General features: G+C 57.9%; 20 protein-coding genes, 1 rRNA gene and 2 pseudogenes. 7 read left to right on the forward strand and 16 right to left on the reverse strand.

Annotated features, from left to right (window positions below):
- From BLW70_RS00560 to BLW70_RS00590, 7 genes and pseudogenes are all read right to left on the reverse strand, one after another.
- Positions 1 to 1,108, reverse strand: a 16S ribosomal RNA gene (locus BLW70_RS00560); the annotation flags it as partial.
- A 543-nt stretch (positions 1,109 to 1,651) separates the two neighbouring features.
- Positions 1,652 to 2,270: pseudogene (gene msrQ / locus BLW70_RS00565) on the reverse strand (protein-methionine-sulfoxide reductase heme-binding subunit MsrQ).
- Positions 2,270 to 3,281: pseudogene (gene msrP / locus BLW70_RS00570) on the reverse strand (protein-methionine-sulfoxide reductase catalytic subunit MsrP). Before msrP ends, msrQ begins: the two co-directional pseudogenes overlap by 1 nt.
- A gap of 63 nt (positions 3,282 to 3,344) precedes the next feature.
- The gene (gene pssA / locus BLW70_RS00575) at positions 3,345 to 4,202 is read right to left on the reverse strand and encodes a CDP-diacylglycerol--serine O-phosphatidyltransferase (protein ID WP_074870917.1); all 858 of its coding nucleotides are present in this window, start codon (positions 4,200 to 4,202) and stop codon (positions 3,345 to 3,347) included.
- Between the two features lie 144 nt (positions 4,203 to 4,346).
- The gene (ilvC, locus tag BLW70_RS00580; protein WP_007948647.1) at positions 4,347 to 5,363 is read right to left on the reverse strand and encodes a ketol-acid reductoisomerase; all 1,017 of its coding nucleotides are present in this window, start codon (positions 5,361 to 5,363) and stop codon (positions 4,347 to 4,349) included.
- 48 nt (positions 5,364 to 5,411) lie between these two features.
- Positions 5,412 to 5,903 carry an acetolactate synthase small subunit gene (gene ilvN, locus BLW70_RS00585; RefSeq protein ID WP_003176102.1) on the reverse strand — a complete coding sequence of 164 codons (492 nt, stop codon included), beginning with the start codon at positions 5,901 to 5,903 and terminating at the stop codon, positions 5,412 to 5,414.
- A 2-nt stretch (positions 5,904 to 5,905) separates the two neighbouring features.
- The gene (locus tag BLW70_RS00590; RefSeq protein ID WP_074880347.1) at positions 5,906 to 7,630 is read right to left on the reverse strand and encodes an acetolactate synthase 3 large subunit; all 1,725 of its coding nucleotides are present in this window, start codon (positions 7,628 to 7,630) and stop codon (positions 5,906 to 5,908) included.
- Positions 7,631 to 8,030: 400 nt separating this feature from the next.
- On the opposite strand from BLW70_RS00590, the gene BLW70_RS00595 reads away from it, so the two are divergent.
- Positions 8,031 to 8,453 (forward strand): DUF4124 domain-containing protein, encoded by a 423-nt coding sequence (locus BLW70_RS00595; RefSeq protein WP_074870918.1) that lies wholly within the window; start codon positions 8,031 to 8,033, stop codon positions 8,451 to 8,453.
- Positions 8,454 to 8,561: 108 nt separating this feature from the next.
- On the opposite strand, the gene BLW70_RS00600 is transcribed toward BLW70_RS00595, so the two are convergent.
- Genes BLW70_RS00600 through mrcB form a run of 3 tightly spaced genes read right to left on the reverse strand, consistent with a single transcriptional unit; the run spans position 8,562 to position 11,972 of the window.
- Positions 8,562 to 8,897: a YqcC family protein gene (locus BLW70_RS00600; protein WP_074870920.1), complete on the reverse strand. Its 336-nt coding sequence runs from the start codon at positions 8,895 to 8,897 to the stop codon at positions 8,562 to 8,564.
- Entirely contained in the window at positions 8,897 to 9,631 is a 735-nt protein-coding gene (locus BLW70_RS00605; protein WP_074870921.1) for a tetratricopeptide repeat protein, read from the reverse strand. The genes BLW70_RS00600 and BLW70_RS00605 overlap by 1 nt, the downstream gene beginning before the upstream one ends.
- A gap of 16 nt (positions 9,632 to 9,647) precedes the next feature.
- Positions 9,648 to 11,972 (reverse strand): penicillin-binding protein 1B, encoded by a 2,325-nt coding sequence (mrcB, locus tag BLW70_RS00610; protein WP_074870922.1) that lies wholly within the window; start codon positions 11,970 to 11,972, stop codon positions 9,648 to 9,650.
- A gap of 118 nt (positions 11,973 to 12,090) precedes the next feature.
- Between mrcB and BLW70_RS00615 the strand changes: the two genes are divergently transcribed.
- From BLW70_RS00615 to BLW70_RS00630, 4 genes are all read left to right on the forward strand, one after another.
- Positions 12,091 to 13,647: a bifunctional aminoglycoside phosphotransferase/ATP-binding protein gene (locus BLW70_RS00615; RefSeq protein WP_074870924.1), complete on the forward strand. Its 1,557-nt coding sequence runs from the start codon at positions 12,091 to 12,093 to the stop codon at positions 13,645 to 13,647.
- A gap of 91 nt (positions 13,648 to 13,738) precedes the next feature.
- On the forward strand, positions 13,739 to 14,083 hold the full coding sequence (locus tag BLW70_RS00620) for a pentapeptide repeat-containing protein (protein ID WP_074870926.1): 345 nt from the start codon (positions 13,739 to 13,741) through the stop codon (positions 14,081 to 14,083).
- A gap of 245 nt (positions 14,084 to 14,328) precedes the next feature.
- Positions 14,329 to 14,601: a TfoX/Sxy family protein gene (locus BLW70_RS00625; RefSeq protein ID WP_003228231.1), complete on the forward strand. Its 273-nt coding sequence runs from the start codon at positions 14,329 to 14,331 to the stop codon at positions 14,599 to 14,601.
- Positions 14,602 to 14,616: 15 nt separating this feature from the next.
- The gene (locus BLW70_RS00630) at positions 14,617 to 15,426 is read left to right on the forward strand and encodes a Crp/Fnr family transcriptional regulator (protein ID WP_074870927.1); all 810 of its coding nucleotides are present in this window, start codon (positions 14,617 to 14,619) and stop codon (positions 15,424 to 15,426) included.
- Between the two features lie 223 nt (positions 15,427 to 15,649).
- Here the strand turns inward: BLW70_RS00630 and BLW70_RS00635 are convergent, their stop codons facing one another.
- From BLW70_RS00635 to BLW70_RS00650, 4 genes are read right to left on the reverse strand one after another with little or no spacing between them, the layout of a single operon-like run.
- Positions 15,650 to 16,501 (reverse strand): ChaN family lipoprotein, encoded by an 852-nt coding sequence (locus tag BLW70_RS00635; RefSeq protein WP_074870930.1) that lies wholly within the window; start codon positions 16,499 to 16,501, stop codon positions 15,650 to 15,652.
- Positions 16,502 to 16,522: 21 nt separating this feature from the next.
- A complete protein-coding gene (locus BLW70_RS00640; protein ID WP_074870931.1) occupies positions 16,523 to 17,290 on the reverse strand; it encodes a heme ABC transporter ATP-binding protein in 768 nt (255 codons plus the stop codon).
- Positions 17,290 to 18,273: a FecCD family ABC transporter permease gene (locus BLW70_RS00645; protein WP_173860491.1), complete on the reverse strand. Its 984-nt coding sequence runs from the start codon at positions 18,271 to 18,273 to the stop codon at positions 17,290 to 17,292. The genes BLW70_RS00640 and BLW70_RS00645 overlap by 1 nt, the downstream gene beginning before the upstream one ends.
- A gap of 50 nt (positions 18,274 to 18,323) precedes the next feature.
- Positions 18,324 to 19,196: a heme/hemin ABC transporter substrate-binding protein gene (locus BLW70_RS00650; RefSeq protein ID WP_074870934.1), complete on the reverse strand. Its 873-nt coding sequence runs from the start codon at positions 19,194 to 19,196 to the stop codon at positions 18,324 to 18,326.
- A gap of 166 nt (positions 19,197 to 19,362) precedes the next feature.
- Here BLW70_RS00650 and BLW70_RS00655 point away from each other — a divergent pair, with 166 nt between their 5' ends.
- On the forward strand, positions 19,363 to 19,680 hold the full coding sequence (locus BLW70_RS00655) for a Rieske (2Fe-2S) protein (RefSeq protein ID WP_008153288.1): 318 nt from the start codon (positions 19,363 to 19,365) through the stop codon (positions 19,678 to 19,680).
- On the opposite strand, the gene sfsA is transcribed toward BLW70_RS00655, so the two are convergent.
- Both sfsA and BLW70_RS00665 read right to left on the reverse strand, forming a co-directional pair.
- On the reverse strand, positions 19,677 to 20,390 hold the full coding sequence (gene sfsA / locus BLW70_RS00660) for a DNA/RNA nuclease SfsA (protein WP_074870936.1): 714 nt from the start codon (positions 20,388 to 20,390) through the stop codon (positions 19,677 to 19,679). The two genes, BLW70_RS00655 and sfsA, sit on opposite strands and share 4 nt — an antisense overlap.
- Positions 20,390 to 21,562 carry a pyridoxal phosphate-dependent aminotransferase gene (locus tag BLW70_RS00665; RefSeq protein WP_074870938.1) on the reverse strand — a complete coding sequence of 391 codons (1,173 nt, stop codon included), beginning with the start codon at positions 21,560 to 21,562 and terminating at the stop codon, positions 20,390 to 20,392. The genes sfsA and BLW70_RS00665 overlap by 1 nt, the downstream gene beginning before the upstream one ends.
- Before the next feature lie 331 nt (positions 21,563 to 21,893).
- Between BLW70_RS00665 and dksA the strand changes: the two genes are divergently transcribed.
- Positions 21,894 to 22,334, forward strand: a complete 441-nt coding sequence (dksA, locus tag BLW70_RS00670; protein ID WP_007902025.1) for an RNA polymerase-binding protein DksA — start codon at positions 21,894 to 21,896, stop codon at positions 22,332 to 22,334.
- The last annotated feature ends 194 nt before the right edge of the window (positions 22,335 to 22,528 follow it).

Here is a 22,528-nt window from a genome sequence, read left to right on the forward strand (position 1 = left end):
GGTTGCGCTCGTTACGGGACTTAACCCAACATCTCACGACACGAGCTGACGAACAGCCATGCAGCACCTGTCTCAATGTTCCCGAAGGCACCAATCCATCTCTGGAAAGTTCATTGGATGTCAAGGCCTGGTAAGGTTCTTCGCGTTGCTTCGAATTAAACCACATGCTCCACCGCTTGTGCGGGCCCCCGTCAATTCATTTGAGTTTTAACCTTGCGGCCGTACTCCCCAGGCGGTCAACTTAATGCGTTAGCTGCGCCACTAAGAGCTCAAGGCTCCCAACGGCTAGTTGACATCGTTTACGGGTGGACTACCAGGGTATCTAATCCTGTTTGCTCCCCACGCTTTCGCACCTCAGTGTCAGTATCAGTCCAGGTGGTCGCCTTCGCCACTGGTGTTCCTTCCTATATCTACGCATTTCACCGCTACACAGGAAATTCCACCACCCTCTACCATACTCTAGCTCGACAGTTTTGAATGCAGTTCCCAGGTTGAGCCGGGGATTTCACATCCAACTTAACGAACCACCTACGCGCGCTTTACGCCCAGTAATTCCGATTAACGCTTGCACCCTCTGTATTACCGCGGCTGCTGGCACAGAGGTTAGCCGGTGCTTATTTCTGTCGGTAACGTCAAAACACTTACGTATTAGGTAAATGCCCTTCCTCCCAACTTAAAGTGCTTTACAATCCGAAGACCTTCTTCACCACCGCGGCATGGCTGGATCAGGCTTTCGCCCATTGTCCAATATTCCCACTGCTGCCTCCCGTAGGAGTCTGGACCGTGTCTCAGTTCCAGTGTGACTGATCATCCTCTCAGACCAGTTACGGATCGTCGCCTTGGTGAGCCATTACCTCACCAACTAGCTAATCCGACCTAGGCTCATCTGATAGCGCAAGGCCGAAGGTCCCCTGCTTTCTCCCGTAGGACGTATGCGGTATTAGCGTCCGTTTCCGAGCGTTATCCCCCACTACCAGGCAGATTCCTAGGCATTACTCACCCGTCCGCCGCTCGCCACCAGGTACAAGTACCCGTGCTGCCGCTCGACTTGCATGTGTTAGGCCTGCCGCCAGCGTTCAATCTGAGCCATGATCAAACTCTTCAGTTCAAACATCTTTGGGTTTTTAAGAAACCCTAAACTTGGCTCAGCAATCGTTGGTTACATCTTTGATTTCTCGCGGAGTAACTTGTGATGCTGATAATCTTGTTGACTATCAGTCTGACTCCACAAGCACCCACACGAATTGCTTGATTCAGTTGTTAAAGAGCGGTTGGTTAAGATCTTTCGTCTCAACCGAGGCGCGCATTCTACAGCAGCCTCTGTTGCTGTCAAGCGGTTATTTTTCGAAGTTTTCAAAGTTTCCTTTGCAACTTCAACCACTTGCGCTTGCGATCTCTCGTTAGCGGGAGGCGAATTCTACAGCGTTACTCGCTGCTGTCACACCTCTTTTACACCGCTTTCGACCGAGAAGATCGAACCGTCAAAAGAGCCAAACACCTTGCTCTTTCAACTCCTTCTGGGCTTCGATGACCTGAAGCAACTCGCTGTCGAAAACTGCATAACTCATTGTTTACCAAGGAGTTTTCCCGTTTCGACTGCGCCGGAAGTGGGGCGAATTATAGACTTCCAGGATCTGCCGTCAACCTTTAATTACGCCTTTCGTGCCGAAGGTGTCTTTTTGGCTTTTAATCGTGGAATTCGGCGGGCTACAGGGGGGACTCGCAACACTAATAGCAATGCACCTATAGAGGCGTAAACCGCCCACTCCTTAAGATCAGCGCGCCACGATCCACAACATATGCAGCAATCCAAGCCCGAGAACCACATAGGCAAGACGATGCAGTTTCTTCCAGCCAGAACCCAAACGCCGCTGACTATAACGATTCGAGGTCACCGCCAAAGCCAATAAACAAAAAACCAAGCGCCCCGACAATAATGTACGGCCGCTTGCGCAACTCGACACCCCAACTGCGACCAATCAAAGCGAGGATAAACGCCGTATACCCAATCAAATGCAAAACCACATAAGTGAAGCACCACAACCCCAGTTGGCGCCGGACAGCAACCCACCCCGCCAGCCGGTAAGCTTTTGCACAGGTGTCATGCTTAACGTAATTAGCAGCAGGACAAGCGTCCCCAGCCCCAACCGGTCAACCAGCACCTTGCCCGGATCAGGTCCCAGCACATCCTGCCAGGCCTGATACAACCAAAGCAGCGGCCAGACCGCAGCAGCTATAAAGACGCTAATGCGCCAAAACGGAAATCGCATCAGTAGTTCTTCCGCAAATCGAGCCCTGTATATAGAGAAGCAACTTCATCCGAGTAGCCATTGAACATCTGCGTGTCCCGCACATTAGGTTTGAACAGCCCGCTCGGCAGACGTCGCTCCCGAGCCTGAGTCCAGCGCGGATGATCGACTGCGGGATTCACATTCGCATAGAAGCCGTACTCATCCGCGGCAATGCTTTGCCAGGTGGTTTTCGGTTGATCGCTGACCAGACTGATCCGCACGATGGATTTGATGCTCTTGAAGCCGTATTTCCACGGCACTACCAAACGCAGAGGTGCGCCGTTCTGATTAGGCAACTCCCGTCCATACATACCTACAGCGAGAATCGCCAACGGATTCATCGCCTCATCCAGACGCAGGCCTTCAACATATGGCCAATCGATCAAGGCAAAACCGGAACGTTGCCCGGGCATGCTCTTGGGATCTTCCAGGGTTTCGAAGCGAATGAATTTCGCTTTGGACGTCGCTCAACTTCCTTGAGCAAGGCCGAGATGGGAAATCCGATCCATGGAATGACCATCGACCAAGCCTCTACACAGCGAAGACGATAAATACGCTCCTCCAACTGATAAGGCTTCATGAAGTCTTCCAGTGCGTACCGTCCTGGCTTACCCACCTCTCCATCTATTACCACACTCCAAGGCTCGGTTTTCAGCGCGCCGGCATTGGCGGCGGGATCACCTTTATCGGTGCCGAACTCATAGAAGTTGTTGTAATGGGTCGCGTCCTTGAAGGTGTGATCGCCTCATCCTTGACGTTAACCGCGCCCCATCTGGTAGAAGGCAGTTTTTCGGCAAACCAGGCAGGCGCCTTGCCAGGCTCGACATCCGCATAACGCGCAGCATCGGCGGCACTGACCCAACGCGGCAAGCCGCTGACAGCCAAACCGGCGACAGCAGCACCGAGTACATTGCGACGAGATAGATAGAAGGATTCAGGCGTGACGTCCGACTCATGGCAGTCAGACGCTTTGGGGACTTTGATCAGCATGGCAACTCCGCAGCATTGGAGAACATATGCACCAACAGACTGCGGAGTATGAGGGAAATTACATCACTCGGCTTTTTTGTGCCGACGAAGACGCAACAAGTACTGCACCGGGCCGGAAGCCGCATAAGCGAGGAAAACCAGCAACAGAATGCGTGGAGGATCACTGAAGACCACGGCAAACACCAACACCACCGCGAGGATGGCCACGAAAGGCACACGCCCTTTCAAGTCCAGCTCCTTGAAGCTGTTGTACTTGATGTTACTGACCATCAGCATGCCGGCAGCCGCAACCATCAGCGCCACCAGGAAGGACATCTTCGAGCCCTGGATGCCGTAATCACTGAACGCCCAGACAATGCCTGCAACCACGCCAGCAGCAGCCGGACTGGCCAGACCAATGAAGTAGCGCTTGTCCGCAGTGCCGACCTGGGTATTGAAACGCGCCAGACGCAACGCCGCACCGGCTACATAAATGAAGGCGACCATCCAGCCGACCTTACCCATATCGCCCAAAGCCCAACCGAATGCCAACAATGCTGGCGCAACACCGAACGCGACCATGTCGGACAGCGAGTCGTATTCAGCACCGAAGGCGCTCTGGGTATTGGTCATACGGGCCACGCGACCATCGAGGCCGTCGAGCACCATTGCGACAAAAATCGCGATCGCAGCGAAAGCAAAATACTTGCTCGCACCAATCGAATCACCGGCACCCAAGGCGCTCTGGGCGCTCATCGAGTTGATGATGGAATAAAACCCTGCGAACAGATTCGCAGTGGTGAACAGATTCGGCAAAAGATAGATACCACGATGCCGGACTTTACGGCCTTCAGCGTCATGCCCTTCCTCGATGTGCTCATCGATGGGCAGCAGGCTTTCGGCGTCAGAAGCCTGGTTTGGCTCTTCGGGACGTTCGCTCATGGACATTACCTTGCAACGGGGTGGAAAGTTTGGACAGGTGTCTGGGACGACGGTTCGGCCGCAAACGATGCAGCTTTATACCAGAACCAGCCACCCAAACGAAAAAACGCGGCCTGGGCCGCGTTTTCCGTACAAGTGCGCGACTTAGTTTTTAGCTTTGTCGACGATCTTGTTGGCACCGATCCACGGCATCATGGAGCGCAGTTGCTCGCCGATGATTTCGATACCGTGAGCGGCGTTGTTACGACGCTTGGCGGTCATCGAAGGATAGCCGGTAGCGCCTTCGCTGATGAACATCTTGGCGTATTCGCCGTCCTGAATACGTTTCAGGGCGTTGCGCATGGCCTGACGGGATTCGGCGTTGATCACTTCCGGACCGGTCACGTACTCGCCGTACTCAGCATTGTTGGAGATCGAGTAGTTCATGTTGGCGATACCGCCTTCGTACATGAGGTCAACGATCAGCTTCAATTCGTGCAGGCATTCGAAGTAGGCCATTTCCGGCGCGTAGCCAGCTTCAACCAGGGTTTCGAAACCGGCTTTAACCAGTTCAACGGTACCACCACACAGAACGGCTTGTTCGCCGAACAGGTCGGTTTCGGTCTCGTCCTTGAAGGTGGTTTCGATGATGCCGGTACGACCGCCACCAACGCCAGCGGCGTAGGACAGTGCAACGTTTTTGGCGTTGCCGGAAGCATCCTGATAGATAGCGATCAGGTCAGGGATACCGCCGCCTTTGACGAACTCGGAACGCACAGTGTGGCCCGGAGCTTTCGGCGCGATCATGATCACGTCGAGGTCAGCGCGTGGAACAACCTGGTTGTAGTGGATTGCGAAGCCGTGGGAGAAGGCCAGGGTGGCGCCTTTCTTGATGTTCGGCTCGATTTCGTTCTTGTACAGAGCGGACTGGAACTCGTCCGGGGTCAGGATCATGACCAGGTCGGCAGCCGCAACAGCGGAAGCAACGTCGGTCACTTTCAGGCCGTGAGCTTCAGCTTTGGCAACAGTCGCCGAACCTTTACGCAGGCCAACAGTAACGTCAACGCCGGAGTCTTTCAGGTTGCACGCTTGAGCGTGGCCCTGGGAACCGTAACCGATGATGGCAACTTTCTTGCCCTGGATGATCGACAGGTCGCAGTCTTTTTCGTAATAAACTTTCATGAAATTCCCCTATATATCCAGGCCGTTCAGGCCATTCGCTAATTTGGTTTAGATGCTGAGTACTTTGTCGCCGCGGGCAATACCGGTTACGCCGCTGCGGACGGTCTCCAGAATCGAGGCGGTGCCAATGGACTGAATGAAGCTGTCGAGCTTGTCGCTGGTACCGGTCAATTGAACGGTATACACGCTAGCGCTGACGTCAACGATCTGCCCACGATAAATATCGGTAGTGCGTTTGATCTCGGCGCGCTGGGCACCGGTAGCCTTGACCTTGACCAGCATCAGCTCGCGCTCGATGTGAGCACTCTCCGACAGGTCGACCAGTTTGACCACTTCGATCAACTTGTTCAGGTTCTTGGTGATCTGCTCGATAACTTCATCATGGCCAACCGTGGTCAGCGTCAGACGCGACAGGGTCGGGTCTTCGGTAGGTGCCACGGTCAGGCTTTCGATGTTGTAGTTGCGCTGCGAGAACAGGCCGACTACACGAGACAGAGCGCCCGGTTCGTTTTCCAGAAGCAAGGAAATAATGTGCCGCATGATTATGTACGCTCCGTCTTGCTCAGCCACATATCGCGCATGGAGCCGTCTTTGATCTGCATCGGGTAGACGTGCTCGCTGGTGTCGACCGAAACATCAATGATCACCAGGCGATCTTTCATGGCGAACGCTTCCTCCATCTTCGACTTCAAATCTTTCGAGTCGGTGATGCGCATGCCGACATGGCCATAGGCCTCCGCCAGCTTGACGAAATCAGGCAGCGATTCCATGTAGGAATGCGAGTGACGGCTGCCATAGCTCATGTCTTGCCACTGGCGAACCATACCCAGAACACCGTTGTTCAGGATGACGATTTTTACCGGCAAACCATATTGCAGGCAGGTCGACAGTTCCTGAATGTTCATCTGGATGCTGCCCTCGCCCGTGACGCAGGCGACGTCGTCATCCGGGAAGCTCAACTTAATGCCCATGGCCGCCGGAAAACCGAAACCCATGGTGCCCAGGCCGCCGGAGTTGATCCAGCGGTTTGGCTTGTTGAACGTGTAGTACTGCGCCGCGAACATCTGGTGCTGGCCCACGTCGGAGGCAACAAAGGCATTGCCCTTGGTCACTTCACACAGGGTTTCGATCACGGTCTGCGGCTTGATGACGCTGCCGTCGCCCTTGTCGTAAGGGAACAGGCCACGATCACCGCGCCACTCATCCACTTGCTTCCACCAGCTGGCAACGGACTCCTTGTTCGGGGTCTCGCCGATTTCCTTGAGGATCGCGACCATCTCGGTCAGGACACTCTCGACCGGACCGACGATAGGCACGTCTGCCTTGATGGTCTTGGAGATCGAAGCCGGGTCGATGTCGATGTGAATGATCTTGGCATTCGGGCAGAACTTGGCCGGGCCGTTGATCACGCGGTCGTCGAAACGAGCACCGACGGCAAGGATCACGTCGGCATGGTGCATCGCCAGGTTAGCGGTGTAGCTGCCGTGCATGCCGAGCATGCCGATAAACTGACGGTCGGTGCCAGGGTAGGCACCCAGCCCCATCAGGGTATTGGTCACTGGCAGGTTGAGCATCTTCGCCAACTCGGTCAGCGGCGCGGAGCCACCACCGAGAATCACGCCGCCGCCTGCATACATCACAGGACGCTTGGCCGCCAGGAGCATTTCTGCCGCCTTGCGGATTTGCCCGGAGTGACCGCGAACGGCCGGGCTGTAGGAACGCAGCTTGGCTTTTTTCGGGAAGATGTATTCGAACTTCTCGGCCGGGTTGGTCATGTCTTTCGGGATATCGACAACGACAGGACCAGGACGACCGGATTGCGCGAGGTAGAACGCTTTCTTCATGACTTCCGGGATTTCCGACGCGTGCTTGATCATGAAGCTGTGCTTCACGATCGGCCGGGAGATACCGATCATGTCGGTTTCCTGGAACGCATCAGTGCCCACCATGGTGCTAGGCACCTGGCCGGAAATGACCACCATCGGAATGGAGTCCATGTAGGCCGTGGCAATACCGGTAATGGCGTTGGTTGCGCCCGGGCCGGAGGTTACCAGTACCACACCGGCTTTACCGGTGGCACGGGCATAGCCGTCAGCCATATGGGTCGCAGCCTGTTCGTGACGAACCAGGATGTGGGTCACTTCCGGTTCTTTGAACAGCGCATCGTAAACATGAAGAAGAGCACCACCCGGGTACCCGTAGATATATTTGACGCCTTCGTCACGCAAAAAGCGGACGAGCATCTCACCGCCAGATAAAAGCTCCACGTTGTTCACCTCTAAAACGCCAGAATACCGTCCACACAAAAGGGGACGGGTCTTAATAGGTTTACTTCTCAGCAGAGCATGAGCGACGGTGGTCGCCGACTACGTCAGCACTGACTGAGCAAGTATTGGGATCGTCCCAAGTGTTGCGGGCCTTTCCCACCCAGCGCGAGGTAACGCGTTGCGGGTGTAACAGGTCGGCGCGGATGTGCGCCTCATGATCTGCTGAGCGGGCCTGCTTCTGGCAGTCCCTCTACAGCGGACTTTGGATTCTTCTGTTTCGTCCTCTCCAAGTCAAGTCGTCTATGTGCTTTATTGAACTAAGCACATGAGAAAGCAAGAAAAAACCGCTAAACAGCAACTGTGTTAGCTTCAATTGCGCAACCCAATACAAGGAAATGGCATGCGAACGTTTTTCCTGACCGTCAGCCTGCTGATTGGCATCAGCCCTCTGGGCATGGCCGCTCAGATCTATAAATGGGTCGACGCCCAGGGCGTTACCCACTTCGACGCCCAGCCGCCCCCAGGCCGGGAAGCCACCACCGTGGTCACGCCCTCCTCGCCTGCCAGCAACCAGCCCCCGCCGCCACGCAGCAGCGCTATTGGTGATCAACAGGCCATCGACAAAGAAGTGAAAAAGCAGGTCGCCGAGCAGCAGGCCCAGCTAGAGGCATTCTGCGAACAGGCGCGGACGAACCTGGCTCAACTGCAGAACAATCCGCGGATACGGGAAGATGTTGAAGGCGAGATGCGCCGCCTGACCGACCAGCAGCGGCAGGATCGCATCAGCGAAGCACAGAAGCAGATTGCGGAAAACTGCCAATAGACACCTGTAGGAGCCGAGCTTGCTCGCGATGAGGGCGAAACATTCAACAGATCTGCTGACTGTTGCACCGCTATCGCGAGCAAGCTCGGCTCCTACAAAGGGGCGGGATTAGCGAGAGGCGGTGATCAACAGGTCGAACTCTTTGAGCAAGACCTGAAGCTGCCGATCCCTGCCTTGGACATTACGCGCGGCGAAAACCATTTCGGCCATCTCCTGAATTCCCGAAGCGTTGGGCAAGGGCAGATCCTGCTCGAGGATCATCTTCATCCGCGGCAGGAAGATCCATTGCAGCCACTGCTCGAAATCCAGCGTATCGACCGAGAACGGTTCGACACTGGAAAGCGCTTCGGCGGAGGGCGAGACCTCGTCCCACCAACCCTGGACCCGCAGCTCGCGCTCGATCAGCAGCAACTGTTCGGCAATCTTCGGAAAGCGCGCATCCATCACAGCGAAACCTTGGCCTTCTGACGGGCCAATGCTGCGCCAGCAGAATCACCCTGTTTCTCACGCGCCTGAGCGATCAATTCCCACAGGCTGGCCTGAAGTGCCGGACGACCATTGGCGAAGGTCAGGCCACGACGAGCGAACTGCTCGGCTTGTGCCGCATCGCCTTGAGCCATACGCACTTGAGCCAGACGATAAAGCACTTGCGGCTCCCGCGGCGCAACACGCTGGGCGCGCTCGAGGCTGGAAGAAGCACCGTTGAGATCACCGCTCGCCTGTTGCTGCTGAGCGGTAGTCAGCAATGCCAGAACCGGACCGTCCAGTTGTTCGTCGGCAGATAAGCCACCGGAGCTTGCCGAAGGAATCCCACTCGGCGTCGACGGCATGCTGTAGCTGCCCTGATTGATCGGTGCCGACTGGACCGGCGAGGTATCGATCGGCCCCGGGGTAATCGGGCCTGGCGTGATCGGCGCGGTGCTGATCGGTGCCGACGTCACTGCACCGCCACCTGGCACCATCACGACGACGCCGGTATCACCTTGTGGAATCGCCTGAGTCTGGGCTTGCACAGGACGTTTAGTCGTCGTCTGACGGAAACCGCCATTCGCCGATACCCGCTCACTGTTAGAAACGGCGCTTCCGGAATCCACAACCGGAATCGACCCGCGTTGTACGGAGGAGCAACCGCTGAGCAAAGCCACGGCGGTAACCGCTGGAATCAACCACTTGTTCACTTGAAACCCTCTTTGCTTAATTCATCCAGCCCTTGACCCAATCCATCACCGTTTCGCCGGAAACAGGGCTTTCGCCACCGCAAGCGGCACCGGGAGGCGGTTCGCTGCCGCGAATATACGGCATCTGCACCGCGCCTGGGCAGTTGGCATCAGAGCCTTGTCCGGTACGCGAATCGACCCAGGCCTGAACAATGTTGTCTGGCTGCGGCATGTCCAGCGGCAACGGATCGGCCTTGCGCATGAAACTGGTCCAGACCTGCAACGCACCGGTGGCGCCGGTGAACGGTGTCTTGCCGTTGTCATCGCGACCCAGCCAGACCACTGCCAGCAGGTCCTGACTGAAACCGGCAAACCAGCTGTCCCGCGAATCGTTACTGGTACCGGTCTTGCCGGCCAACGTCAGGGTTTTCGGCAGCACGTTGTAAACCGAACTGCCGGTACCTTCACGCATGACCCGCTGCATGGCGCTCTGGACCAGGTAAATGGAGGCCGGATCGAAACGCTGCTGAATCTGGAACGGATAACGCTTGAGCGGTTCGCCTTCTGCAGTCAATACGCTGCGAATCCCGCGCATCGGCGTGTTGAAGCCACCATTGGCCAGCGTCTGGTACATCGTCGCGACTTCGATCGGGGTCAGACCGCCAGCGCCCAGCAACATCGACGGGAACGCCGGGAATTCGCGACTCACACCGAGACGCGCCAGGGTCTTCAGGACATTCGGTACGCCCACCGCCAACCCGAGACGCGCGGTCGACAGGTTGTAGGAATGCGCCAGGCCCTGATACAGAAACACAGTGCCATGGGATCGGCGATCGTAGTTCTGCGGTTTCCAGACTTGACCGTCCGCGCCTTTGACCGAGAAGGAATCGTCCGACAGCCAACTGGTCAATGTGTACTGGCTCGGTTTCTCAAGGGCTGTCAGATAAACCGCCGGCTTGATCAAAGAGCCGATCGGTCGTACAGCATCCAGCGCACGGTTGAAACCGGCAAAACCCGCCTGACGACTGCCGATCATGGCCTGGACTTCACCTGTTTCCGGGTTGGTCACGACCATGGCCGCTTCAACCTCATCGGAACCCTTGCGCCCGGAGAGCCGCTTGAAGGTGTCGTTGACCGACGCCTCGGCTTTCATCTGCAGGATCGGGTCGAAACTGGTGAAGATCCGTAGACCTTCCTCGGTCAAGTCTTCGTCGCGATAGTCTTCACGCAGCTGACGCTTGACCAGGTCGAGGAAGCCAGGGAATGAGCTATCCGCCAGGCTGCCGCGCTTGGTCACGCCCAACGGCATCTTCTTCGCCGCTTCGACTTGCTCGGCAGTGGCGACGCCCTGCTCCTGCAATACGTCGAGTACCAGGTTGCGCCGCTCAAGGGCCCGCTCCGGATAACGACGAGGGTTGTAGGAAGACGGCCCTTTGACCATGCCCACCAGCAACGCCACTTGATGCAGCTTCAGTTCGGCCAACGGCTGGCTGAAGAAAAACTGGCTCGCCAGGCCAAAACCGTGCACCGCACGCTGACCGTCCTGACCGATGAACACTTCGTTGAGGTAAGCCTCAAGGATTTCCGGCTTGTCGTAATGCAGCTCAAGCAGCAGCGCCATCATGGCTTCGGTGAGCTTGCGGCTCAGGCTGCGTTCGTTGGTCAGGTAGAAGTTTTTGACCAACTGTTGAGTCAGCGTACTGCCGCCCTGACGCATGCGGCCGGAAGAACCGTTGACCCAGATCGCCCGCGCGATCGACTTCGGCGAAACGCCAAAGTGGTGATAGAAGTCGCGGTCTTCAACAGCCACCAGGGTTTCGAGCAAGTACGGCGGCACCTGATCGATCTTGATCAGGATCCGGTCTTCGAGGTTTTTCGGGTACAGGCCACCGATCAGCAGTGGCTCGAGGCGCACGACCGAAAGCTTCGAACCGTTGGTCGCCGACAGTTCGGCCACGTAATCACCGGAGAAACGCACCCGTACCGGTTGCGCTTGCTCCATGCCTTCATAGAACTGAAAACCACGGGTATTCAAATTGACGGTATTGCCGCTGACCGAGGCTGCGCCGGGGCCGTTGACCACGCTTTCCCGTCGATAACCCAAGGCATCGAGCTCAGTCAGAAAATCGTCCTTGCTGAGCTTTTGTCCGACGAACAGCTCCAGCGGGCGCGCGTACACCTTGGCCGGAATGGTCCAGCGCTTGCCGGAGAATTTCTCCTGGACAATCGCGTCGAGGTAAACCGCGAACCCGGCCAGCACCACAAGGCCGACCAGACTGAGTTTAAGGGCCCAGCCCAGCCAGGGGCGCAGGCCCTTGGAAGGTGGTTTTTTGGGGGTGCGGGGGGATCGAGTACGAGTCATGGCGGCGGATTATACGCACTTTATTCAGACTCAACAGGAGCCCTCCGAGGTTTGCGTCAGACGGACTTGCGGCCATAATGGCGACCGTGAATTTTCCCCAGACTTTGAAGGATCGCCTGTGAGCCAGTCCCTGATCGCCGCCCTGCAAAACCCGGCCCTCTACCCGCATCCCGTAGACGGGTTCCAGGTCATCGAAACCCATATTTCCTGGGTCATCCTCACCGGCCCGTTTGCTTATAAAGTGAAGAAGCCGGTGAATTTCGGCTTTCTCGACTTCACCAACCTCGACGCTCGCAAGCATTTTTGCGCGGAAGAGCTGCGTCTTAACCAGCGCCTGACCAACGATTTGTACCTCGAAGTATTGCCAATCACCGGCAGCGCCGAAGCCCCACAACTGGGCGGCGAGGGTCCGGTCGTCGATTACGCACTGAAAATGCGTCAATTCCCACAGAGCGGGTTACTCAGCACCCTACAAGCCAATGGTGAATTGACCACGGCGCACATCGACGAGATGGCCGTACAGATCGCCCAATTCCACCTCAACGCACCGAAAGTGCCTGCCGAACACGAAGCCGGTACGCCGGACAGCGTGATGGCACCTGTACGCCAGAACTTCGAACAGATCCGCCCGTTCCTCAGCGACAAGGCCGATCTGCTGCAACTGGATGCGCTGCAAGCCTGGGCCGAAAGCAGCTTCGAACGCCTCAAGCCACTGTTCGCCCAGCGCAAGGCCGACGGTTTCATCCGCGAATGCCACGGTGACATCCACCTGGGCAACGCCACCGTGATCGACGGCAAGGTCGTGATCTTCGACTGCATCGAGTTCAACGAACCGTTCCGCTTTACCGACGTTTATGCCGACACCGGCTTCCTGGCGATGGATCTGGAAGACCGCGGCCTGAAGAGCCTGGCGCGTCGCTTCATCAGCCAATACCTGGAATTGACCGGCGATTACCAGGGCCTTGAGTTGCTGAACTTCTATAAAGCCTATCGCTCACTGGTTCGCGCCAAGGTCAGCCTGTTCAGCATGCCGGCTGAAGCCGCCCCGGTGCAGCGAGCCACCACCCTGCGCCAGTACCGCAATTACGCCAACCTGGCGGAAAGCTACAGCACCATTCCTTCGCGCTTCATGGCCATCACCCACGGTGTTTCTGCCGTCGGCAAAAGCCACGTGGCCATGCGCCTGGTGGAAGCGTTGGGCGCCATTCGCCTGCGTTCCGATGTAGAGCGCAAACGTCTGTTCGGCGAGCAAACCGTGGCAAACGACCCTCAGGCCGGCATCTATAGCGCCGACGCAACTGCCGCCACTTATACCCGACTGCATGAAATCGCCTCGGTGATCCTGCGGGCAGGCTTCCCCGTGGTAATCGATGCGACATACCTAAAACGCGACCAACGTGACGGCGCAGCAAAAATCGCCGAAGCCACCGGCGCGCCCTTCCTGATCCTCGATTGCAATGCGCCGCAAGCGGTGATCGAGAGCTGGCTGGCCCTGCGTCAGGCAGACAAAAAGGATCCATCCGACGCCACCCTGGCGGTTATCGAAGCCCAACAGGCCACTCGTGAGGCTCTGACGCCAGAAGAGATTCTCTGCAGTAAACGCGTTCAGACCAATGAAAGCGGAACCCTGGACACAGTCGTTGCACAGATTCGCCAGCGCCTGCCGGGCCTGTAAGAAACTATTTCAGCCGTGAAGCCTTCGCCGGCTTCACGGCTGCCAAATAGTGGCACTATACTGGCGTCATAAAACCAACAGGTGATCTGACATGAGCCAGCCGAAACTTCTCGATACCCCGCTTTATGCTTTGCTGCACAAAGACGACATCACTGGCTTCAACAACGAGCGCCCGAAAGAAGGACCTGTCGACATGGTCGGTGGCGATTTCCGGGGGCTGGACCTGCGTGAACTGAACGCCGACGGCATCGACTTTACCGATGCCTATTTCCGTTCCGCCGACTTGCGCGGCATCGACTTTCGCAACGCTTCCCTGGAAGGCGCGAGCCTGGCTCACGCACAGATCTCCGGCGCCTACTTCCCGCCAGAACTGAGTGCTGACGAGATCCTGATGTCGATGAATTTCGGTACACGCCTGCGTTATCGCACCCGCTAAAAGCGACTTTTAACTGACCCGTTCGGCGCCCCCGCAACGCGCTGAACGCTGGGCATGTTTTGCCCGAAACCCTGATTCCACCGCCCTCTCTTCCTACCGCGCTCGCGGACTTTCACGCAGCTTCAAGACTTCGCTTCTTAGAAGCTTTTGCGTCGAAACCGACCAAACAATCACGCTTTTCCTACTGATGGCTACACTCCTGAGAAGCTCGCCCACGCACCGTTCGGCCGTCGCAAGGAGGCTTGATGAATGATGAACTGCAGCACCTGAAGAATCTTGGCAAGACGTCGGCGCAGTGGCTACATGCCGTGGGCATTCACAGCGCCTCGGACTTGCGTCGCCTGGGGGCGGTGGATGCTTATCGGGCCGTGCGCACGCGCGGGTTTCGGGCATCCAAGGTGTTGTTGTATGCCATCGAAGGTGCCCTGATGGATGTGCACTGGAATGACATTCCCGCCGAGCGCAAGGACGCCCTGAACAAACAGCTGGAAGCTATTTCGTCACGTCACAAGAACTGAACGGACGCAGCTGCCATGTACCTACTTGGGGAACAACCGGCTTACGCCGACGCGCTGATCAACCGACTGCAACATATTCCTGTCCGGCTGCTGGAAGGTTTGATGCCTTGCGGGCCAAGCCTGGAATTTGCGGCCGTCGATGATCTGGGCGTCCTGTTACCCGGCAATCAACTTTTTATGCTGGAAAATGGCCTGCTGCATGGATCCATCGATGATCGGGCATTGTTCTATCTGCACGAGGGCGATTTGATCGGCTTGCGTCAGGGCACCGAGCTGCCGCGTTGCCGCTTCCGCAGCGATAGCCCTTTGGCACTGATGCCGTACCTGCGATCCGAGTTTTTTCAACATATCTATGCCGACCTGGAGCGTTCGGAGTTGTTTCTTCAATACATGACCGGTCAGGCCGTTCTGCTGTCCGACGCTGTCGTCCGCCTGAAAAAGCCCGAGTTTCGAAGCACCAATGGTTTTCAGCGCGTGGCCAGTGGCGAAGTATTGATCCGTCAGGGCGATGAACCGGATCAGGTGTTCGTCCTCATTGATGGCCACGCCGAAGCCTTTGTCGACGGGCACAAAGTCGGCGATATACCCAAGGACGAGATTTTTGGCGCGATGGCGGTGTTCACTGGCGAGAAGCGTAACGCCAGCGTGATCACCAGCGAAGCCAGCACTGTCATGCTGATCCCCAAAGACCAGTTTCTCAGCCTGACCCAAAGCAATCCGAAGATCGCCCACAGCCTGATCGAGAGCATGGCCCGACGTATCGACCTGCTGAACGAGCAGATCATTCAGCTGAGTTCACTAACCCCGCAGGCTGAAACCCAATGATTACGGAGGTTTCCAGCAAACAGTCAGCGCATTTCAAAGCATTCAGAAATCAGCTGTTGACATGGTAATGAGAATCGCTATGATTACCACATCCGGTCGCGAGACTGGTCGATATTTGAAAAGCCCTTGGTTCGGACTCTCAGATATCTCCTCATCAGGCTAATCACGGTTATTTGACCCGGCTCTTGCCGGGTCTTTTTTTGCCTGGAGAAAAGGTGTTCGATCACTTGCCAAATTGCTTACGCATTTGCGCACAGTAATCCTGGGGTGGCATGGCAGGCGTGTACCAGACGTAATCCGCCATGGCCGGTGTGACCTCGCTCCCCTGCTCCGCCAGCATCAACACCGCAGGCGCCTGGGGCTCCCCCAGATCAAGAACATGAACCGGCACGCCGACATCCTTGCGTGCATGGTAAGCGCCGGCAAACAGCAGTGAAGGCGTGGCCGCTGCCAACAGGCGTTCAGCCATCCGTCGGTCACGTTGCTGCTGGACCGCCAGCATCGGCGGCATCTGCGATGTCGGCAGCAGGCCACAGTGGGAGTCGCTGACTTCCTTGAGCAACGCTTCCTTGACTGAAGCGGCGTTGGAGCGCGAACCGCTCAATGTCACAGGGTTGGCGTAAACGGCACGGACTTCGGACGTGTCCAGATTGGCTGCCAGCAGCGGGTATGGCTGGGACAGCGCGAAGCGAACGATCGGCCCGTACAGATTCCACTCCCACCCCGCCTGCCAGGCCAAGGCACCGGGCAAATCCGCTGGCGGTGTCGAGGCATGACGAACGTCATCGACACGCGGCTGTTGATCCGGCGTGAGCATTTCCAGCAGCAGACTGCCTTGAGCTCGCCGCTCACCCAGCGACTGCAGTAACCACAGCTGCAATTCATGGTGATCGCGATTGTCATGTTGTTCGCCCACGATCAGCCTCGAGGGCATCTCCAACCGCTCAACCAGTTCCTCTGCTGTGAGGGTCTGACCGCTGCGCAAGTCCCGGATCTCGCCGACAACCGGTGGCGCAGTCGAAACATGCTGACAGGCACTCAACAACAGCAAGGCCAGCATCAAAATCCCACGCATGTTTTCACTCCATTAAAAAACTCAGCGGGCGATGATCAGCGGATGCCCACGCTCCGGGTGCTGCTGCACCAGCACTTCCAGCCCGAACACGGCCTTGAGTGGCTCCGGGCGCAACACCTGCGCCGGTGTATCGAGCGCTACCGGGCGCCCGCCTTCGAGCAGTAACAGGCGATCACAATAACGCGCTGCCAGGTTCAGATCATGCAGGATCACCAGTACCGCCGCGCCTCTGTTGGCGAACTCGCGCACGGCTTGCAACGTGGTGTGCTGATGAAGCGGGTCGAGCATCGACGTTGGCTCATCGAGCAACAACGTTTGGCCTGCTTCGCCCGGCCATAGCTGCGCCAGAACCCGCGCCAGATGCACCCGCTGACGCTCGCCACCGGACAAGGCCAGATAGCTGCGGCCACTCAGATGCCCGGCATCGGCAGCGTGCAATGCGGCGGCGACGATCTCGGCATCGCGGGCCCGACCGCTTTGATGGGGCAAGCGGCCCATGCCGACCACCTCTTCTACACGAAAGGCGAAGTCCAGGGTCGACACCTGCGGCAATACCGCCAAACGCTGCGCTCGCGACGTCCCCGTCCAATCGCTCAGTTCGCGCTCGTCGAGCCAGACGCTGCCCTGATGAGCCCGCAACTCACCGCACAAGGCGCCGAGCAAAGTGCTTTTGCCGGCGCCATTCGGCCCCAGCACGCCGAGAACTTCGCCCGGCTTGAGCTCAAGCGTGATGTCCGTCAGGACAACCTTTCGGCCGCGACGGATTTGCAGATTTTGCGTTCGCAACATCAGGCACGCCCCCTGACCAATAAATACAGAAAGAACGGCGCACCGATGAAAGCCGTGACGATCCCGATCGGCAATTCCGCCGGCGCCAGGGCCAGTCTCGCCACCAGATCGGCAAATAACAAAAGACTGGCACCGGCCAATACCGACGCTGGCAACAGCACACGATGATCCGGCCCGGCCAGCAGTCGCACCAGATGCGGTACCACCAGACCCACAAACCCGATCATCCCCGCCGCGGCCACCGCAGCACCGACACCCAACGCCGTGCAAAACACCAACTCGCGCTTGAGCCGTTCGACATCGATCCCCAGGTGACCCGCCTCCGACTCACCCAGCAACAACGCATTCAAGGCCTTGGCCCGGCGCGGTAGCCACAGCGCTACGCCGGCACTGATCAGCAGTAACGGCCAGAGTCGCGAATAGCTGGCGCCATTGAGGCTGCCCAGGTTCCAGAACGTCAGGGTGCGCAGCGTCGCGTCATCCGCCAGATAAGTGAACAGCCCCACGGCGGAACCGGCCAGCGCTGTCAACGCTATACCGGCCAGGAGCATGGTCGCGACATGGGTCTGCCCGTTGCGCCGGCCCAGGCGATACACCAATGCAGTCACGCCAAGTCCGCCGAGAAACGCGCACAGCGATAACAGATACGGCCCGAAGGATTCAGGCAGACCGCCGAACACAGAACCACCGACGATCGCGATGGCCGCGCCCAATGCCGCACCGCTGGAGACGCCGACCAGCCCCGGATCGGCCAAAGGATTACGAAACAACCCCTGCATCGCCACACCGGACAATGCCAACACCCCGCCCACGGCCAGGCCCAACAAGGTTCGCGGCAAGCGAATCTGCCCGAGGATCAGCTCAGCCTGTTCCAGCCCGTCGGGGGCGATCGGTACACCCACCAGCCGCAGGGCTGCGCGCAAGGTGTCGAACAACGGCAAGCTCACCGGCCCAAGCGCCAATGACAACCAGATAGCCAGCAAACACAGCAGAATCAGGCCAGTGAACAAAGCACGGGGTTTAACCAGGATGGTCATTGGCCGGCCGTGCCGGGGTAAAAGGCGTCAGACAGTTTTTTCATCGCATCGGGTAACCGCGGCCCCAAGCCCCCGACCAACAAGGTCGGATCAAGCTCCATGACTCGCCCGTCCTTGGCCGCGCGGGTCGAGGACAGGATCGGGTTCTCCTTGAACAACGCCGCACGGGCCGCATCACCGGTCAGTGCGCGATCGGCAAACACCAGCACCTCGGGATCCAGGCTGACCAGGGATTCGACAGAAAAGGGTTTATAGCCGCTATGCGTGGCTAGATTGTGCCCACCGGCCTGTTGCAGCAACCAATCGGCGGCGGTGTCCTTTCCGGCGATGAGCGGTTTGCCGCCCGCGTGACCAAGCAACAACAGCACGCCCGGCGATTTTTCTTTCACCTGTGCCTGAGTGACCCGGATCTTTTGCTGATCGAGTTGCTGTTGATAAGTCTGAAACACTTGTGAAGCCTGATCTTCAGCGCCGAGCAATTTGCCCAGACGCTGCAAATTGCCCTGCAACGTCGATAGATCCGGCTGGGCCGAAAACAGTTCGACCTGCACACCCGCGCTGCGAACCTGCGAAAGTACCGGTGGCGGCCCCGTTTCCTCGGTGCCGACCAGTAATTGCGGGCGTAAGCTCAAGATGCCCTCCGCCGACAATTGCCGCTGATACCCGATGCTTGGCAATGCCTTGAGCGATTCCGGGTACTGGCTGGTGGTGTCGACACCGACCAGGTTCGATTCACCGCCCAGCGCGCTGATCCATTCCGATAAAGCGCCCCCGGCACTGACCCAACGTTGTGGCAACTCGGCCGCTGCAACGTGATGGCTGACGAGGAGTCCGACACAGAGCGCAGCAACGCGGGTACTCAGGCGCATAAACAGCTTCCTTTAAGGGTTTTCCCGGGCATCGAGATGACAGGCCACGTATCCTTGGCGCCTGGCCTCTGCACCCGAAGGGCAAGGCGGCCATTTGATAATTGTTTGCATTTGAACGTCAAGCTCGGACATATCCAGTCACGAGCTGCCGGACTTGAGGATAGACATGAAGTTTCTTTGCGCAGGCGTTGAGCTGGCCGATGCCAGCAGTCGCGGTTTCGACATCGACGGCCAGAAGCTCTTTGCCGTGCGCCGTGGCGGCCAGGTTTACGTCTACATCAATCGCTGCCCGCACCGTGGCGTCGGACTGGAATGGAAACCCGACCAGTTTCTCGACCCCAGCAACAGCCTGATCCAGTGCGCGACCCACGGCGCACTTTTCCTGATCGAAGACGGGGAATGCGTCGCCGGCCCTTGCGCCGGGCAATCCCTGACCACCGTCGCCTGCCGCGAAGACGAGCAAGGAATCTGGGTCAGTCTTTAGCCGTTGAGCAACACCTCCAGACGCCGATCGACCACCATTTCTTCGTGGGTCAACCGCACGCCATAAGCCAACACTTCGACTCCGCATGCCACCGCCTCCAGCAAAGCTGCGGCGTAGGCCGAATCGATTTCTTGTGCCGGACGCACGGCGTCGATGCCGGTGAGATTGACGCAATAGAGCTGCACGGCACGGATTCCATCCCGAGCCAAATGCGCCAATTCGCGCAAATGCTTGGCCCCGCGCTGGGTCACCGCATCGGGAAATGCCGCTACCAGTGAGCCATCGAAGCCCAGGGTGACACTTTTGACTTCGACATACGCCGGCCCGCTCGGGTAATCGAGGCGGAAATCGATACGACTGCTTTCCTGACCGTAGGCCACTTCACGCTTCAGCTCAGTAAAGCCGTTGAGTTCGGTGATGACGCCGGCTCGCAATGCTTCTTCGATCAAGCCGTTGGCCCGCCCGGTGTTCACGCAAAACAAGCGCCCCTGCGGGGTTTCGCCGACTTCCCAGGTACCGGGTAACTTGCGCTTGGGGTCATTGGAACGGCTGAACCAGACCTGCCCGCCTTCGACCTGGCAATTGAGCATCGAGCCAGTGTTGGGGCAGTGAATGGTCAACAACTCGCCGCTAACGGTTTCGATATCGGCAAGAAAACGCTTGTAACGGCGAATCAAACGGCCTTCTTCGAGGGGAGGATGAAAACGCATCAGCCTTGCCAGCTCTTCAAGCCGCGCGCAATCCGCTCGACCGCTTCTTGTAGGCGCACAAGACTTTGGGTGTAGGCAAACCGCACATGATGGCCGGCCTGGTAACGCCCGAAGTCCAGACCCGGAGTAATCGCCACGTGTTCGGTTTCGAGGAAATGTCGGCAGAACGCGAAGGCATCGCCGCCGAACTTGCTGATATCGGCATACAAGTAGAACGCGCCTTCAGGCTCAACGGCGATCCCAAAGCCCAACTCTCGCAGGGCTGGCAGGAGGAAATCCCGACGACGGCCGAATTCGGCGCGACGCTCTTCCAGAATGCTGATCGTGGCCGGTTCGAAGCAGGCCAGAGCAGCGTGCTGAGCCATGCTTGGGGCGCTGATGTAAAGGTTCTGCGCGAGTTTCTCCAGCTCCCCGACCGCCGCTTCCGGCGCCACCAGCCAACCGAGGCGCCATCCGGTCATGCCGAAATATTTGGAAAAACTATTCAGGACGAAGGCACTGTCATCGACTTCCAGCACGCTGGCCGCATCGGTGCCGTAGGTCAGGCCGTGATAGATCTCGTCCACCACCAGATGCCCGTGACGCGCCTTGATTGCAGCAGACAGGCCTGCCAGCTCGTCGCGGGTCAGGATCGTCCCGGTCGGATTGGCTGGCGAAGCCACCAGGGCGCCAACGCTGTCGTGGTCCCAGTGGCGGGCAATCAGGTCCGGCGTCAGCTGATAGCGCACGTCCGGGCCTACCGGGACAAGCTGCGCCGCGCCTTCCACCAACCGCAGAAAGTGCCGGTTGCACGGGTATCCCGGGTCCGCCAGCAGCCAATGCTTGCCCGGATCCACCAACAAGGCGCTGGCCAACAGCAGCGCACCGGAACCGCCGGGCGTGATGAGGATTCGCTGCGGATCGATGTTCAAACCGTAACGTTGCTGATAAAAGCCGGAAATCGCCTCACGCAGCTCGGGAATGCCGCGCGCGGCGGTGTAACGGGTCTTCCCCGCCGTCAACGCGGCCTGACCGGCCTGAATGATCGGCTCGGCGGTGGTGAAGTCGGGTTCGCCGATCTCCAGGTGGATCACGTCGTGACCCGCGGCTTGCAGTTCATTGGCCCGCGCGAGCAGCGCCATGACATGGAAAGGTTCGATCGCGCGACTGCGGGCACTGTAGGACTGAGCCATTAGCCTTCCTTCAACGGGAAAAAAACCAATTCTACCCAAGCGCAGGAACGAGCGAGAACCTAAAGCGGTCAGACCGATATAACGCTGTTCTCAAACGACTCGAGCGTGTGTCTCAGGTTTGACTAAAATCAATAATTGATCAGGTCTCCAGCGCCACCAGACAAGGCTTTGCAATCATTTGCAAGCACTGCGGGCCACTACCTCGACATCCGGGAGTAGCGCGGTCCGATTTGATCTGGTAAGTTCGCCCGCTTGCAGCCGCAGGGCCGGCAGGTGTCGGTGATGGAGCAATCCTGCGCAATGGATTACAAGAGTAGAGGCGGTCCATTTCATGCCCACCCAAGCAAAGCAGCAAAACCAGTCGATCAGCGGTTTCGAACCCTACAAAGAAGTGAAGGGCGAGGAATACATGGGCAAGCCCATGCGCGCTCACTTCACCAAGATCCTGAATAAGTGGAAACAGGACTTGATGCAGGAAGTCGACCGTACGGTTGATCACATGAAAGACGAAGCGGCCAACTTCCCGGACCCGGCAGACCGTGCCAGCCAGGAAGAAGAATTCAGCCTCGAGCTGCGTGCCCGCGACCGCGAGCGCAAGTTGATCAAAAAGATCGACAAGACGCTGCAACTGATCGAAGACGAAGAATATGGCTGGTGCGAGTCCTGCGGCGTCGAAATCGGCGTCAAGCGACTGGAAGCCCGCCCTACCGCCGACATGTGCGTTGACTGCAAGACCCTGGCGGAAATCAAGGAAAAGCAAGTCGGCAAGTAATCTCGACTTGAACGAAAAACGGAGCGTACGAACGCTCCGTTTTTGTTTCTGACATTTGCCACGTCGAGCCCTCCTGTGGGAGCGAGCCTGCTCGCGATTGCGGTGTGTCAGTCAACGAATGTGTTGTATGTGAAACCGCTATCGCGAGCAGGCTCACTCCCACAGGGACTCGCGCACGACCAGAGATGTAACAT

Source organism: Pseudomonas frederiksbergensis (assembly GCF_900105495.1).
Taxonomy (GTDB): domain Bacteria; phylum Pseudomonadota; class Gammaproteobacteria; order Pseudomonadales; family Pseudomonadaceae; genus Aquipseudomonas; species Aquipseudomonas frederiksbergensis.

What these genes read in the sequence shown, in the direction of transcription:
- pssA (WP_074870917.1), bottom strand. Translation starts at nt 4,202, where the DNA reads ATGAGCGAACGTCCCGAAGAGCCAAACCAGGCTTCTGACGCCGAAAGC.
- ilvC (WP_007948647.1), bottom strand. Translation starts at nt 5,363, where the DNA reads ATGAAAGTTTATTACGAAAAAGACTGCGACCTGTCGATCATCCAGGGC.
- ilvN (WP_003176102.1), bottom strand. Translation starts at nt 5,903, where the DNA reads ATGCGGCACATTATTTCCTTGCTTCTGGAAAACGAACCGGGCGCTCTG.
- BLW70_RS00595 (WP_074870918.1), top strand. Translation starts at nt 8,031, where the DNA reads ATGCGAACGTTTTTCCTGACCGTCAGCCTGCTGATTGGCATCAGCCCT.
- BLW70_RS00600 (WP_074870920.1), bottom strand. Translation starts at nt 8,897, where the DNA reads ATGGATGCGCGCTTTCCGAAGATTGCCGAACAGTTGCTGCTGATCGAG.
- mrcB (WP_074870922.1), bottom strand. Translation starts at nt 11,972, where the DNA reads ATGACTCGTACTCGATCCCCCCGCACCCCCAAAAAACCACCTTCCAAG.
- BLW70_RS00620 (WP_074870926.1), top strand. Translation starts at nt 13,739, where the DNA reads ATGAGCCAGCCGAAACTTCTCGATACCCCGCTTTATGCTTTGCTGCAC.
- BLW70_RS00625 (WP_003228231.1), top strand. Translation starts at nt 14,329, where the DNA reads ATGAATGATGAACTGCAGCACCTGAAGAATCTTGGCAAGACGTCGGCG.
- BLW70_RS00630 (WP_074870927.1), top strand. Translation starts at nt 14,617, where the DNA reads ATGTACCTACTTGGGGAACAACCGGCTTACGCCGACGCGCTGATCAAC.
- BLW70_RS00635 (WP_074870930.1), bottom strand. Translation starts at nt 16,501, where the DNA reads ATGCGTGGGATTTTGATGCTGGCCTTGCTGTTGTTGAGTGCCTGTCAG.
- BLW70_RS00640 (WP_074870931.1), bottom strand. Translation starts at nt 17,290, where the DNA reads ATGTTGCGAACGCAAAATCTGCAAATCCGTCGCGGCCGAAAGGTTGTC.
- BLW70_RS00650 (WP_074870934.1), bottom strand. Translation starts at nt 19,196, where the DNA reads ATGCGCCTGAGTACCCGCGTTGCTGCGCTCTGTGTCGGACTCCTCGTC.
- BLW70_RS00655 (WP_008153288.1), top strand. Translation starts at nt 19,363, where the DNA reads ATGAAGTTTCTTTGCGCAGGCGTTGAGCTGGCCGATGCCAGCAGTCGC.
- sfsA (WP_074870936.1), bottom strand. Translation starts at nt 20,390, where the DNA reads ATGCGTTTTCATCCTCCCCTCGAAGAAGGCCGTTTGATTCGCCGTTAC.
- BLW70_RS00665 (WP_074870938.1), bottom strand. Translation starts at nt 21,562, where the DNA reads ATGGCTCAGTCCTACAGTGCCCGCAGTCGCGCGATCGAACCTTTCCAT.
- dksA (WP_007902025.1), top strand. Translation starts at nt 21,894, where the DNA reads ATGCCCACCCAAGCAAAGCAGCAAAACCAGTCGATCAGCGGTTTCGAA.